General features: G+C 73.3%; 12 protein-coding genes. 7 read left to right on the top strand and 5 right to left on the bottom strand.

Annotated elements, in window-relative coordinates; all coding sequences use genetic code 11:
* Positions 1-104 precede the first annotated feature (104 nt).
* Genes hrcA through LBW97_RS02835 form a run of 3 tightly spaced genes read left to right on the top strand, consistent with a single transcriptional unit; the run spans position 105 to position 3,034 of the window.
* Positions 105-1,127 carry a heat-inducible transcriptional repressor HrcA gene (gene hrcA / locus LBW97_RS02845; RefSeq protein ID WP_224497892.1) on the top strand — a complete coding sequence of 341 codons (1,023 nt, stop codon included), beginning with the start codon at positions 105-107 and terminating at the stop codon, positions 1,125-1,127.
* 16 nt (positions 1,128-1,143) lie between these two features.
* Positions 1,144-2,274 (top strand): molecular chaperone DnaJ, encoded by a 1,131-nt coding sequence (dnaJ, locus tag LBW97_RS02840; protein WP_224497891.1) that lies wholly within the window; start codon positions 1,144-1,146, stop codon positions 2,272-2,274.
* 4 nt (positions 2,275-2,278) lie between these two features.
* Entirely contained in the window at positions 2,279-3,034 is a 756-nt protein-coding gene (locus tag LBW97_RS02835) for a 16S rRNA (uracil(1498)-N(3))-methyltransferase (RefSeq protein ID WP_224497890.1), read from the top strand.
* A gap of 81 nt (positions 3,035-3,115) precedes the next feature.
* Here LBW97_RS02835 and LBW97_RS02830 read toward each other — a convergent pair whose 3' ends face one another.
* The 5 genes from LBW97_RS02830 to LBW97_RS02810 form a co-directional block, all read right to left on the bottom strand.
* Positions 3,116-3,304: a YbdD/YjiX family protein gene (locus LBW97_RS02830; protein ID WP_224497889.1), complete on the bottom strand. Its 189-nt coding sequence runs from the start codon at positions 3,302-3,304 to the stop codon at positions 3,116-3,118.
* Positions 3,301-5,574 (bottom strand): carbon starvation CstA family protein, encoded by a 2,274-nt coding sequence (locus LBW97_RS02825; RefSeq protein WP_224497888.1) that lies wholly within the window; start codon positions 5,572-5,574, stop codon positions 3,301-3,303. Before LBW97_RS02825 ends, LBW97_RS02830 begins: the two co-directional genes overlap by 4 nt.
* A gap of 51 nt (positions 5,575-5,625) precedes the next feature.
* The gene (locus LBW97_RS02820; RefSeq protein WP_224497887.1) at positions 5,626-7,233 is read right to left on the bottom strand and encodes an ABC transporter permease; all 1,608 of its coding nucleotides are present in this window, start codon (positions 7,231-7,233) and stop codon (positions 5,626-5,628) included.
* Positions 7,230-7,910, bottom strand: coding sequence for a phosphonate ABC transporter ATP-binding protein (locus tag LBW97_RS02815; RefSeq protein ID WP_224497886.1), 681 nt, complete (start codon positions 7,908-7,910; stop codon positions 7,230-7,232). The genes LBW97_RS02820 and LBW97_RS02815 overlap by 4 nt, the downstream gene beginning before the upstream one ends.
* Positions 7,911-7,972: 62 nt before the next feature.
* Positions 7,973-8,914: a putative selenate ABC transporter substrate-binding protein gene (locus tag LBW97_RS02810; RefSeq protein ID WP_224497885.1), complete on the bottom strand. Its 942-nt coding sequence runs from the start codon at positions 8,912-8,914 to the stop codon at positions 7,973-7,975.
* 320 nt (positions 8,915-9,234) lie between these two features.
* Here LBW97_RS02810 and LBW97_RS02805 point away from each other — a divergent pair, with 320 nt between their 5' ends.
* From LBW97_RS02805 to LBW97_RS02790, 4 genes are all read left to right on the top strand, one after another.
* The gene (locus LBW97_RS02805) at positions 9,235-10,413 is read left to right on the top strand and encodes an ABC transporter substrate-binding protein (protein ID WP_224497884.1); all 1,179 of its coding nucleotides are present in this window, start codon (positions 9,235-9,237) and stop codon (positions 10,411-10,413) included.
* A 79-nt stretch (positions 10,414-10,492) separates the two neighbouring features.
* Entirely contained in the window at positions 10,493-11,368 is an 876-nt protein-coding gene (locus LBW97_RS02800) for a branched-chain amino acid ABC transporter permease (RefSeq protein ID WP_224497883.1), read from the top strand.
* Positions 11,368-13,194 carry an ATP-binding cassette domain-containing protein gene (locus tag LBW97_RS02795; RefSeq protein WP_224497882.1) on the top strand — a complete coding sequence of 609 codons (1,827 nt, stop codon included), beginning with the start codon at positions 11,368-11,370 and terminating at the stop codon, positions 13,192-13,194. The genes LBW97_RS02800 and LBW97_RS02795 overlap by 1 nt, the downstream gene beginning before the upstream one ends.
* A complete protein-coding gene (locus LBW97_RS02790; protein ID WP_224497881.1) occupies positions 13,191-13,913 on the top strand; it encodes an ABC transporter ATP-binding protein in 723 nt (240 codons plus the stop codon). The genes LBW97_RS02795 and LBW97_RS02790 overlap by 4 nt, the downstream gene beginning before the upstream one ends.
* The last annotated feature ends 32 nt before the right edge of the window (positions 13,914-13,945 follow it).

The following is a 13,945-nucleotide window of genomic DNA, read 5'->3' as shown; positions in this document are numbered from 1 at the left end:
GCGGGGCCCGTTCGCGTATGCTGGCCTGGCACTCCGTCCGTGCGAGTGCCAGCCCGCGAGGGCGCGCCGCGCGGACGCGTCGACCGGTACGGGGAGGTGTCACCGTGGCGCACGACGAACGCCGCCTGGAGGTCCTCCGGGCCATCGTCCAGGACTTCGTCTCCACCAACGACCCGGTGGGCAGCAAGGCCCTCGCCGAGCGCCACGACCTCGGTGTGTCCCCGGCGACCATCCGCAACGACATGGCGGTCCTCGAGGAGCAGGGCTACATCACCCAGCCGCACACGAGCGCCGGCCGGGTGCCCACCGACAAGGGCTACCGGCTCTTCGTGGACCGGCTCTCGGCGGTCAAGCCGCTGTCCGGTGCCGAGCGCCGGGCCATCGAGCGGTTCCTCGACGGCGCCGTCGACCTGCACGACGTGCTCGGGCGCACCGTGCGCCTGCTGGCGCAGCTGACCCGCCAGGTCGCGGTCGTCCAGTACCCGACGCTGTCACGCAGCGCCGTCCGGCACCTCGAGGTCGTGCAGGTCACCGCGTCCCGGCTGCTCGTCGTGCTGATCACCGACACCGGACGGGTGGAGCAGCGGGTGGTCGACTCAGCGGTGGAGGTCGACGCCGGAGCCGTCGCCGACCTGCGCACGCTGCTCAACCAGGCCTTCGCCGGCGTCACGCTCGCCGACGCCGGCGACAAGGTGCCCGACCTGCTGGAGACGGCGCCGCCGCACCTGCGCGGCCTGGTCGCGACGGTCAGCACGACGCTGGTCGAGACCCTCGTCGAGCCCAGCGAGGACCGGCTGGTCATCGGCGGGACGGCGAATCTGACCCGCGGCAGCGCACTGGACTTCCCCGGCACGATGCGACCGATCCTCGAGGCGCTCGAGGAGCAGGTGGTCGTCCTGCGCCTCATGAGCGAGGTCGACGCGAGCACCGTGCTGGTGCGCATCGGCGAGGAGAACGACCACGAGGCGCTCACGAGCGCCTCGCTGGTGACCGTGGGGTACGGCTCGGCGGACCGGTCGCTCGGCGGCCTGGGCATCGTCGGCCCGACCCGGATGGACTACCCAGGAAACATGGCCGCGGTTCGTGCCGTGGCCCGCTATGTCGGCCATCTGCTGGCCGAGAGCTGAGGACGAGACTTTTCCGATGGCAACCGACTACTACGGCGTGCTGGGCCTGGCCCAGGGAGCGACGGACAGCGAGATCAAGAAGGCCTATCGCCGTCTGGCGCGCGACCTGCACCCCGACGTCAACCCCGACGCGGAGGCCAAGGACCGGTTCCAGGAGGTCAGCCGCGCCTACGAGGCCCTGACCGACCCGGACAAGCGCCGCATCGTCGACCTGGGCGGTGACCCCTTCGACTCCGGTGCCGGCGGCGGTGCCGGATTCGGCGGCGCGGGGTTCGGCGGCCTCGGCGACATCATGGACGCGTTCTTCGGCGGGGGAGCCACGCGTGGACCGCGCAGCCGGACCCGCGCCGGTCGCGACGCGCTGATCCCCGTCGAGCTCGAGCTGGACGAGACGGTCTTCGGCACCACCAAGGAGATCACCGTCGACACCGCTGTCCTCTGCGACGGCTGCTCGGGTGCGGGCACCGCGCCCGGAACGCACCCGACCACCTGCGTCACCTGCTCCGGCCGCGGCGAGGTGCAGAGCGTGCAGCGCGGGTTCCTCGGCCAGGTCGTCTCCACCCGGCCCTGCCCCACCTGCTCCGGCACCGGCCAGGTCATCCCCGAGCCGTGCCCGAAGTGCGCCGGCGACGGTCGCGTCCGGGCCCGCCGCACCATCTCGGTGAAGGTGCCCGCCGGTGTCGAGGACGGCATGCGGATCCGGCTGACCGGGCACGGCGAGGTCGGCCCCGGCGGCGGGCCCGCCGGCGACCTGTACGTCGAGGTGCACGAGATCCCGCACCCCGTGTTCACCCGGGACGGCGAGGACCTGCACTGCCGCGTCACCCTGCCGATGACGTCGGCCGCACTCGGCACGACGCTGAGCCTCGACACGCTCGACGGCGAGGAGGACCTCGACATCAAGCCGGGCACCCAGTCCGGCAGCGTGCTCACGCTGCGGGCGCACGGCGCCCCGCGGCTGCGCGCCACCGGCCGCGGCAACCTCGTCGTGCACGTCGAGGTGCAGACGCCGACGCGGCTCGACGCCGAGCAGGAGAAGCTGCTCCGCGAGCTGGCGGCGCTGCGCGGGGAGGACCAGCCGGAGTCGCACCGCGAGGCGCAGGGCGGCCTGTTCTCCCGGGTGCGCGACGCCTTCAAGGAGCGCTGAGCCGATGACCTCCGGCATCCCCGAGCTCGACGGGGCTCCGCTCTTCCTCGTCGAGGACCTGCCCGATGCGCCGGAGCTGCTCGTCGACGGGCAGGAGGGGCGGCACGCGGTCGACGTCCTGCGGCTCCAGGCCGGCGAACGGGTGCGGGTCGGGAACGGCGAGGGCACGGTCGCCGAGGGCGAGGTCGTCTCCGCCGGCCCCGAGGGCCTGCGGGTCACCGTGCAGAACCGGTTCGAGGTGCCGCTGCCGGCGCACGAGTTCGTGCTGGTCCAGGCGCTGCCCAAGGGCGACCACGGCCCGCTGGCCGTCGACCTCGCCACCGAGCTCGGCGTGGACCGGATCGTGCCGTGGCAGGCCGCGCGCTGCGTGACCCGCTGGCGCGACGAGCGGGTGGAGAAGGGCGTGGCGAAGTGGCGCTCCGCCGCCCGCGCCGCGAGCAAGCAGTCCCGCCGTCCGCGGCTGCCGGAGGTGACGGCGCCGATGAGCACCCGCGAGGTCGCCGGACTGCTCGCCGACGCCGACCTCGCCGTCGTCCTGCACGAGCAGGCCCGCCGGGGCCTGGCCGAGCTGCCGGTGCCTTCGAGCGGCACCGTCGTCGTCGTCGTCGGCCCCGAGGGTGGGCTCACCGATGGCGAGGTGGTCGCCTTCCGTGCTGCCGGCGCCCAGCCGGTGCGGCTCGGCCCCGAGGTGCTGCGCACCTCGACCGCCGGCGCCGCCGCCCTTGCCGCACTGAGCATCAGCACCCGCTGGAAGGCCTGACCCGGGCTGTCGACGCCGAGTGTCGGGTTGTCGTCGTCTCGAGTGCGTTGAGACGACGACAACCCGACAGTCAGCGGGCGATCAGCAGCACCTCGACATCGGGTTGGCCTCCGCCGCGTCGGCGCGCTTGCGCTCGAACTCCCGCCGGCTCATCGGCGTGTGCCCGTGCTCCGCGCAGTGCGCCAGGTAGTCGTCCCAGCGGGCCTCGCCGGTGAACTCCTTGAGGTACCAGCGCACCCCCTGCCAGGCCCGGGTCAGCGGAGCGGTCACTTCTGCTCCGCCTCGCTGCGCCCGGCGCCCGCGCCGACCAACTGGTCGCGTTCGGCCATGGCCCGCTTCTCCTCGGCGGTCGGGAAGAGACCCGCCGGTTCGACGAGCTTCGACTCCACCGCCGGCTCCTCGGTCGTCGGCAGGCCGCCGGACCGGATCGCCTTCGCGATCACCACCGCGGCGTGGACGACCACCACGATCACCAGCACCGCGAAGAACGACTGCAGGATGCCGTTGAGGGTGGAGTTGAAGATGACCTGGTCCATCTGCGCCTGGTCCTGCGCCGGCGCGAGGAGCTCACCGGCCGCCTGCGCGTCGGCGTAGCGCGTCCGCTGGGCGAAGTAGCCGATCGCCGGGTTGTCGGAGAAGACCTTCTGGTAGCTGGCCGTCATGGTGACGATGAGGTCCCACACCAGCGGGATCGCCGTCACCCAGGCGTAGCGCAGCTTCCCGTGCTTGATGAGCAGCACCGTGACCAGCGTCAGGGCGATGGCGGCCAGCAACTGGTTGGCGATGCCGAACAGCGGGAAGAGCTGGTTGACGCCGCCCAGCGGGTCGGTGACGCCGATGTAGAGCACCGAGCCCCAGAGCCCGACGACGATCGCGCTGGCGATGATGTTGCCCGGCCGCCACGACAGGTCGCCGAACTTCTTCCAGACGTTGCCGATCGTGTCCTGGAGCATGAACCGGCCCACGCGGGTGCCGGCGTCGACGGCGGTGAGGATGAACAGCGCCTCGAACATGATCGCGAAGTGGTACCAGAACGCCTGGCCGCCGCCGCCGAACGCCTGGCTGAAGATCTGGGCCAGGCCCACGGCCAGCGCGGGGGCGCCACCGGTGCGGGAGACCAGCGAGTCCTCCTGGACGGCGGCCGAGGCCGCGGCGATCGACTGCGCGGTGGTGTCGAACCCGAGGCCCTGGACGAACGTGGCGGCCGACTCTGCCGTGCCGCCGGTGGCGCCCATGGGGCTGTTCATCGCGAAGTAGAGGCCCTGGTCGATGACGACGGCGGCGATCAGCGCGCTGATGGCCACGAAGGACTCCATCAGCATGCCGCCGTAGCCGATGAGCCGGACCTGGCTCTCCTTGGCGACCATCTTCGGCGTCGTGCCCGAGGAGATGAGTGCGTGGAAGCCCGAGAGCGCACCGCAGGCGATCGTGATGAACACGAACGGGAAGAGGCTGCCGGCGAACACCGGGCCGGTGCCCTCGAGCGCGAAGTCGCTGACGGCCGGGGCCTGGATGACCGGGCGGGCGACGATCAGGCTGACCGCGAGCAGCAGGATGACGCCGATCTTCATGAAGGTCGACAGGTAGTCCCGCGGCGTGAGCAGCAGCCAGACCGGCAGCACCGAGGCGATGAAGCCGTAGACGACCAGCGCGAGGACCAGCCACTCCTTGGACAGCGTCAGCGTCTCGCCGAGAGCGGTGTCCTGGATCCAGCCGCCGCCGACGATGGCCATCAGGAGCAGGGCGACGCCGATGCCGGTGGCCTCGAGCACCCTGCCGGGCCGGAGCACCCGCAGGTACAGGCCCATGAAGAGCGCGATCGGGATGGTGAGGGCGATGGAGAAGACGCCCCACGGCGACTCGGCCAGCGCGTTGACGACGATGAGCGCGAGCACCGCCAGGATGATGATCATGATGGCGAAGACGGCGATGAGCGCCGCGATGCCACCGACGAGGCCGATCTCCTCGCGGATCATCTGGCCGAGGCTCTTCCCGTTGCGGCGCATCGAGAAGAACATGACCGTCAGGTCCTGGACGGCGCCGGCGAAGATGACGCCGACGACGATCCAGATGGTGCCGGGCAGGTAGCCCATCTGCGCCGCGAGGACCGGGCCGACCAGCGGACCGGCGCCGGCGATGGCGGCGAAGTGGTGGCCGAAGAGCACCCGGCGGTCAGTGACGTCGAAGTCGACGCCGTTCTCCAGTCGCTCGGCCGGGGTGGCCCGCCGGTCGTCGGCCCGCAGCACCTTGTAGGTGATGAACCGCGAGTAGAAGCGGTAGGCGATCGCGTACGACGACAGTGCGGCGAACAGCAGCCACAGCGCCGAGATCGTCTCGCCCCGGGCGATGGCCAGCACGCCCCAGCAGACGGCGCCGACGAGGGCCACCGCCGTCCAGATGAGCACGCTCTTCATCGACGGGCGGCTGCGGCCCGAGCCCGCGGAGGACGAGCCCCCGCCGTCGTCGGTCTTGGTCATCGTCCCGGCCATCTGTGCCTCCACCCCGGCGGTGACACCGGCGTCACCGCGCGGCAGCAGCATAGGGATTCCGGATCGCTTTCGACCCCTTCGGCCGGCGGCGGTTCGGCGAGTTCAGCGCAGCGCCGCGCGGGCCCGCTCGCTGACCAGGTCGACGACCAGGCTCAGCAGCACGATCGCCGCCAGAACCGTGGCGACCGCGGGCCAGTCGAAGGACGCCGTCGCCGCCGACAGGAGCACGCCGATCCCGCCGGCGCCCAGCAGCCCGACCAGCACGGTGTCGCGGATCGCGACCTCCCAGCGGTAGCAGGCCAGGGCCAGGACCGGCCCGGCGAGAGAGGGCACGGTTCCGTACAGCCAGGCCCCGACGGGGGACGCGCCGGCGGAGCGCAGCGCCTCGGTCGGGCGGCGGTCGGACTCCTCGACCGCCTCGCCGACCAGGCGGCCGAGCACGCCGAGGGTGTAGACGCCGAGCGCGAGCGCGCCGGGCAGGACCCCGGGCAGCAGCACGAACAGCAGGACGAGCGCCCACACCGGCGGCGGCACCGCGCGGAGCAGTAGCAGCGTGGCGCGCACCAGCGCACCGGTGAAGCGTCGGGGGAGCCCCGCCGAGGGAGGCCGGGCGGCGAGGCCGGCCAGCGCGACCGCGCCCGCCGTCGCGAAGGCGATCGCCAGCACCGACATGAGCACCGTGTCGAGCGCGGCGCCGGCGACGTCGGCCAGCAGGGCGCCCTCGGTGGACGGCGGCCAGGCGGCGGAGACGACGTAGGACAGCTGCTCCAGCGCGCGGGCGGAGACGAGGCTGGCGGGGGAGAGGGTGAGGTACCAGACCGCCCAGCCGGTGAGCGCGAGGACGACGACTCCCGCGCCGGTGAGCACCCGGTCGCGGTCGCCGCCAGGGCGGGGATCGGCGACCCGGCGGCGCACCGCGCGACCCCCGGCGTCGGCGGCCAGGCACAGGACGGCGAGGGCGTACACGGTCGTCCACACCTGCTCCCAGCGCAGCGAGGTGAACGACAGCGACAACTGGTAGCCCAGCCCGCCGGCTCCGATGAGCCCGAGGACGACGGCGGAGCGCACGGCGCACTCCAGGCGGTAGAAGGCGTAGGAGAGCAGGCTTCCGGCGGCGTGCGGCAGCAGCCCGTACAGCGCCGCCGCACTCCGGCCGGCTCCCGCGGCGAGCAGCGCGTCGTAACCGCTGCGAGGCACCTCGTCGAGGATCCCGGCGAACACCGTGGCGGTGACCGCGCCGTACGGGATCGCGATGGCGAGCACCCCGACCCACGGGTCGAGCCCGAGCACGTTCAGCAGCAGGAGGCCCCACACCGCCTCGTGCAGACCACGCGGCAGCGCGACCACCCCGCGCGCGACCAGCCAGCCGGTCCGGCGCCGTCCCCAGGTCGAGCGGGCGACCGCGACGGCCCCGACCGCGCCGAGCAGCACCGCGAGGCCGCCGCCGAGCACCGCGTAGGCCACGGTCACCAGCGCCGACTCCGCCACGACGGCGAGGAACTCGGGCGCGAGCTCCGGCCGGAACGCGGCGGAGGCGAAGCGGCCGAACTGGGCGGCTCCGCCCGGGTTGAGCACCGCTCCGGAGAACAGCCCGCTGTCGACGAGCGCCCAGCCGACGAGCCCGACGGCCGCGATCGCCCAGCCCCACCGGCGGCGGTCGCGGACCGGCCGAGAGGAGACCGGGGCCGGGCGGTCGAGGAGGGTCGTCACCGGATGACCCCGTAGAAGCCCTCGAGCGATGCCACGGTGAGCGTCGCGGCGGGAGCGTCGAGGACCACCCGCCCGTCCTCCAGGCCGACCACCCGGTCGCAGTGCCGCAGCGCCAGGGCCGGGTCGTGCAGGGCGGTCACGAGGGCGCCGCCCTGCTCGGTCGCGAGCCGGCCGAGCAGTCCGAGGACGACGTCGGCCAGCGCCGGGTCCAGCGCAGACGCGGGCTCGTCGGCGAGCACCAGCTCCGGCCGCTGCAGGAGCAGCCGGGCGACGGCGACCCGCTGCCGCTGCCCACCGGAGAGGCGATCGGTCCGGTCGTGCAGGCGGTCGCCGAGCCCGACGCGCTCGAGGGCGGCGCGGACCTCCGCCGTCCCGACCGGGCGCAGCAGCGACCAGGCCGCCCGGGCGGCCGACCACGAGGCGAGCCGGCCGGCGTTGACGTTGTGCACCACCCGCAGCTGCCCGGGCAGGTCGAGGTGCTGGCGCACGGTTCCGGTGCGGGCCCGGAGCCGGCGCAGCTCCCGGCCGCGGAGCGCGGCGGGGTCGGCGCCGTGCACCTCGACGACGCCGGCCGTCGGCGTCACCGACCCGTCGAGGACGCCCAGCAGCGTCGACTTGCCCGCACCCGAGGCGCCGACCACCGCCACCCGCGACCCGGCGGCCACCTCGAGGTCCACGCCGGCGAGGGCGAGCGCGCCGCCGTAGCGGACCTCGACGCCGGTGAGCCGCGCGATCGCGGTCAGCGGACCAGCCCGAGGTCGCGGCCGATCTGCTCGATCAGCTCGTAGTTCGCCGCCTCGGTGGGGATGAACGACCCGGCGCCGAACAGTTCCAGCACCTCGGCGTCGTCGTCCTGGGTCAGCCCGGTGAAGTACGCCGTCAGCCGCTCGGGCAGGTCCGCGCCCAGCCGCTCGACGGCCTTCGGGCCCAGCAACCAGTGGTAGTCGTGGTAGGTCGGGGTGCGGGTGTACTCGACGAGGTCGGAGTCGGTGATGCCGCCCTCGCCGAGCCGGCTGTCCCACACCTGCTCGTTGAGGACGCCGGCCTGGTAGCTGCCGGAGGCGACCAGGGTGATCGTCGCGTCGTGCGACCCGGAGAAGCCCGGGCCACCGGGGAAACCCTGCGGGTCGACGCCGGCCTCGCTCAGGAAGTACGCGGGCATCAGCCGCCCCGACGTCGACGTCTCGCTGCCGTAGGTGAACCGCAGGCCGGCGAGCGGGGCCAGGTCGTCGGAGGGGGCGAGCCCGGTTCCCGCGTGGACGACGAAGACGGAGCGGAAGGCCTCGTCGATGTCGCGCTGGGCGATCGGCACGGCGCCGCGGGTCTGCAGCCGGGCCTGCACGCCGGTGAGCCCGCCGAACCAGACGAGGTCGAGGTCGCCGGTGCGGAAGAGGGAGACGGCGGCGGCGTAGTCGGTGACCGGGCGGTACTCGACCTCGAGGTCGAGGGCGGCGGCGAGCGAGTCGGCGACGGTGCCGTAGAGGCGCTGGAGGACCTCGGGGTCCTGGTCAGGGATCGCGCCGATGCGCAGCGGAGCGGCGGCGTCCTCCGCGGACGAGCTGGTGCAGCCGGCGAGCGCGGCGGCGACGGCGACGCCGGTGCCGGCCAGCAGTGCGCGGCGGGAGAGGAGCGGGATTCTCGGAGCGGGGCCACCCGACCGGGCGGCGGCTGCTGTGCTCACTACGTCCTCGCGGGTGGCAGCGGGGCGGACAGGGTCAGGGGCACGGGGGACCTCCGGGGAGCTGGGGGAACGGCCCGCCCATCCTGCCCCGGCCGCGCGACCCCGTCGCGCCGGCCGCGAGCCCTCGGGAGCACCGGCGCGTCACGTTCTGGGCACGACCGTCGCCCCCTCGGCCCGGCGCGCCGGAGGACCTGCCTAGGGTGACGCCGGTAACCGGCTGGAAACAGCGGCCGGCCAGACGGCGCCCGGGTGCACCGGGACCGACGCGAGTGCGCACGGCCGCCGCCTCCGCGGCCGTCCTGCACGACTAGGGGAGAACAATGCGCCACACCAAGCTCCACACCGTCGCCGCGGCCACCGCCGCGGTGTTCGTCCTGGCGTCCTGCTCATCCGGCGGCGAGAGCGGCGGCTCCTCGGCCTCCGGCGAGCTCTCCGGCGAGGGCACGGGCGACTCCTGCACCATCGACGCCGAGGTGCCCCTGGGCGCCGTCCTCAGCCTGACCGGCGCCGCCGCCAGCTACGGCGAGTCCCAGCAGCGCGGCCTCGAGCTGGCCGCCAAGGAGCTGGCCGAGAAGGGCGGGGTCACCTACGACCTCACGATCGAGGACGACCAGACCGACCCCCGCCAGGGCATCACGCTGTTCGAGCAGTTCGTGAACGACGGCGTCAGCCTGATCATCGGCCCGACGCTGTCCAACGCCGCCGTGCAGTCCGACCCGATCGCGCAGGAGGGCGGGGTGCCGGTGCTGGGCATCTCGAACACCGCCGCCGGCATCACCGACATCGGCGACTACATCTTCCGCGACTCGCTCACCGAGCAGGCCGTCATCCCGCAGACGATCGCCAAGGCGACCGAGGAGTTCGGCCTGGAGAAGGTCGTCGTCATGTACAGCAACGACGACGCGTTCACCGAGTCCGGGTACGAGGCGTTCGAGGCCGCACTGCAGGACGAGGGCGTCGAGATCGCCGACACCCTGACCTTCTCGAAGGCCGACACCGACTTCCGCGCGCTGCTCACCGAGGCGCAGGGCCAGGAGCCCGACGCGCTCGTCGTCTCCGGGCTGATCGAGGCCGCCATCCCGCTGGTCACCCAGGCCCGGGAGCTCGGCATCGACGTGCCGATCATCGGCGGCAACGGGTTCAACAACCCGCGCCTGATGGCGGACGGCGGCGAGGCGGCCGAGGGCGTCGTCGTCGGAGCGGCGTGGAACTCCGCGTCGGACAACCCGGAGAACCAGGCGTTCCTCGAGGCCTACGAGGCCGAGTACGACGCTGCTCCCGACCAGTTCGCCGCGCAGGCCTACACCGGTCTCATGCTCATCGACGAGGCCATCCGCTCCGAGTGCGCCGCCGACCGGGAGAGCCTGAAGACGGCGCTCGGCGAGCTGGAGGACGTGCCGACCGTGCTCGGCGAGTTCTCCATCGACGAGAACCGCGACGCCGAGCACCCGGCGGTCGTGCAGGTCGTCGAGGGCGGGAAGTTCGCCGTCCTGGAGTGATCGGTCCGGTGCCCTCCGGCCGGTCCCACCGGCCGGAGGGCACCACCGCATCCCCACCAACGACGAGAACGGGACCGCTGTGCAGCAGCTCCTCAACGGCATCTTCATCGGGTCGATCTACGCGCTCTTCGCGATCGGGTTCACCCTGGTGTTCGGCATCCTCGACCGGCTGAACCTGGCCCACCCCTCGGTCTTCGCCGCCTCCGCCTTCGTCGGCATCGAGCTGGTCGCGCGGGGCGGGATGTCGCTGTGGGCCGCGCTCCCCGTGGTCTTCGTCTTCGGTGCGGTCCTCGGGCTGATCATCGAGCGGCTGGCGTTCCGGCCGCTGAAGAACCGGGCCGACGCCCACTTCGCCGGTCTGATCTCCTCGATCGCCCTCGCCGGCATGCTCATCGCCCTGCTGCAGTGGCGGTACGGCCCCGACACCCGCCGCTTCCCGGCCGGCTCCTTCCCCGACACCCGCTACGAGGTCGCCGGCGCGCAGGTGACGCTGGTGCAGATCGTCATCCTCGCCGTCTCCCTGACGCTGATGGTCGGCCTGACCTACATGGTCACGCGCACCCGGCTCGGTCGGGGCATGCGCGCGGTCGCGGAGAACCCCACGGCCGCCCGGGTGCTGGGCGTCAACGTCGACCGGGTCACCGCCACCGTCTTCGCCATCTCCTCGGCGCTGGGCGCGGTCGCCGGCGTGCTGTTCGCCATCAACGTGAACACCGCCCAGCTCGGCATGGGCATCGCCATCGAGCTCAAGGGCCTGGCCGTCATCATCGTCGGGGGCATGGGCTCGCTGCCCGGCGCGCTGATCGGCGGGCTGCTGCTGGGCCTGGCCGAGGTGTTCGCGGTGCAGTACATCGGCTCGTCGTGGCGCGACGTCATCGCCTTCGGCCTGCTGTTCATCATCCTGCTGCTGCGTCCGCAGGGTCTGCTGGGTGCGCGGAAGGTGCGGGAGGTCTGATGCTCGCCCAGTACGCCACCACGCTGACCTTCATCGCCCTCGGGGCGATCTTCGCCTACTCGTTCTACGCCGTGCTCATCGCCGGCCAGCTGAGCCTCGGCCAGGCGGGCTTCGCCTCGCTCGCGGCCTTCTCGGCCGCGGCGCTCGCGCCCAGCGCCGCCGACGTCGGCGACGTCCCCGCGCTCCTGACCGCGATCGTCATCGGCATGGGGGTCGGCGCCGCGGCCTCGATCGTGCTCGGCTTGCCGACGATGCACCTGCGCGGTGTCTTCCTCGCCATCGCGACCCTGGGCTTCGCCGAGGCCGTGCGGGTGGTGCTGCTGAACGCCGAGTGGACCGGCGGGGCGCAGGGTCTGGGCGTGCCCCGCGTCCTGACCGTCGGCATGGCGTGGACCGCGCTGGCCGTCGTCGCCTACTGGTTCTGGCGGATGGGCGGGTCCCGGTACGGCCGTGCGCTCGAGGCCATCCGCGAGGACGAGCTCGCCGCCCGCGCGATGGGCATCGACGTCGGCCGGCACCGGCTGGCCGCGTTCGTCACCTCGGGCGCGGTGGCCGGGCTCTACGGCGTGCTGTTCGCCTACTACGTGCGGCTGATCGCGCCGAGCGACTTCGACTTCGCCGCCGCCGTCGACGGCCTGGTCACCGCCGTGCTGGGCGGCTCGACGATGTTCGCCGGACCCATCCTGGGCAGCGGCTTCCAGACGATGATCCCGGAGCTGCAGCGCGCCGTGGGCATCGAGGCCGGCTGGATCCGGCCGTTCCTCGCCAGCCTGCTGCTCCTCGTCGTCATCCTCTTCCTGCCCGGGGGGCTGACCAGCTTCATCCCGCGGCGGGTACGCATGCCTGCGGCCACCGACGACCAGGGCAAGGACCTGGCCGGACGCCGTCACCCCGCTGCCGGCGACGCCGTCGTGACCCTGGCGGCGCTGGGCAAGGAGTACGGCGGGGTGCACGCCGTCCGCGGCGTCGACCTGGAGGTCCGTGCCGGGGAGGTCGTCGGCCTCATCGGCCCGAACGGCGCCGGCAAGACGACGCTGGTGAACATGATCAGCGGCCTGGTGCCGCCCAGCTCCGGCACGGCCACGGTCCTCGGGACGGCGATCGGCCGCACCCCGGTGCACCGGATCGCCGCGGCCGGGGTGAGCCGGACCTTCCAGCACTCGAAGCTGTTCGACCGGTTGTCGGCGCTGGACAACGTGCTCGTGGGCGCCCACCTGGTGAGCCGGCCGACCTTCCTGCGGCGGCTGCTCTGGCTGCCCTCGGCCCGGCGCGACGAGCGGGCGGCGCTGCAGCAGGCGGCCCGGTGCCTGGAGCGGGTCGGGCTGGCCGACGTCGCCGGGACCCGCGCCTCGGCGCTGTCCTACGGCGACCAGCGCCGGCTGGAGATCGCCCGCGCGCTGGCCTCGGACCCCTCGCTGCTGATCCTCGACGAGCCGGCCGCCGGCATGAACCACGTCGAGGCCGAGCGGCTGTCGCAGCTCATCACCTCGCTGGCCCGCGACGGCCTGACGATCCTCTTCATCGAGCACAACGTCGGGATGGTGCTGCGCACCTGCACCCGGGTCGTCGTCCTCAACTTCGGCGAGGTCATCGCCAGCGGCACCCCGGAGCAGATCGCCGCCGACCCGGTGGTGATCGAGGCCTACCTCGGCGCCGCCGAGCCAGCGGACGTGGACCCGGCCGCGGGCTCCATCGCCGAGGGGACCGCCGTGGACCCGACCGCGGGCGGACCCGACGCGGCCGCGCCGGACGCCGTGCTGAACGTGCGTCCCGCGGCCGCGGGCACCCTGGAACCGCCGGACACCACCCCGAGGGACGCGACATGACCGAGCCCATCCTCAGCGTGACCGACCTGCGGGTCGGTTACGGGCGGGTCGAGGCGGTCCGGGGGATCTCCTTCGAGGCGGCGCCGGGCTCGCTGGTGACGCTCGTCGGGGCGAACGGCGCCGGGAAGTCGTCGGTCATCAACGCCGTCTCCGGGATGCTCCGGCCGGCGGGCGGACGGATCACCTTCGAGGGCAAGGACGTCACCCGGACGCCGGCGCACAAGCTGGTCGGCCGCGGCCTGGTGCAGGTGCCGGAGGGCCGGCAGATCCTGGCCACGCTGACCATCGAGGAGAACCTCCAGATGGGCCAGTGGCACACCGGTCCCGGCACCCGGCGCTCGATGGACGACATGTACGACCGGTTCCCGGTGCTCGCCGAGCGGCGGGCGCTGCCGGCGGGCTCCCTGTCGGGCGGCGAGCAGCAGATGCTCGCCATCGCCCGCGCGCTGGTCGCCGCGCCCAAGGTGATGCTCATGGACGAGCCGTCGATGGGGCTCGCCCCCAAGATCGTGGACGAGGTCTTCCGGGTGATCGAGGAGATCCGGGCCGGGGGCACGACGGTCGTGCTGGTGGAGCAGAACGCCCGCCGGGCGCTGCGCGCCGCCGACCACGGCTACGTGCTGCAGAGCGGCGAGGTCGTGCACTCGGGGCCGGCCGCCGAGCTGCTCGCCGACGAGCGCATCGTGCAGGCCTACCTGGGCGTCGACAGCGGAAGTTGACAGCATCGGGTGGGGGGCACGGGGGTCCTTCT

Source organism: Blastococcus sp. LR1 (assembly GCF_020166105.1).
Lineage (GTDB): Bacteria > Actinomycetota > Actinomycetes > Mycobacteriales > Geodermatophilaceae > Blastococcus.
Note: the sequence above shows the minus strand (reverse complement) of the source record. Positions and strands in the feature narration are given on the sequence as shown.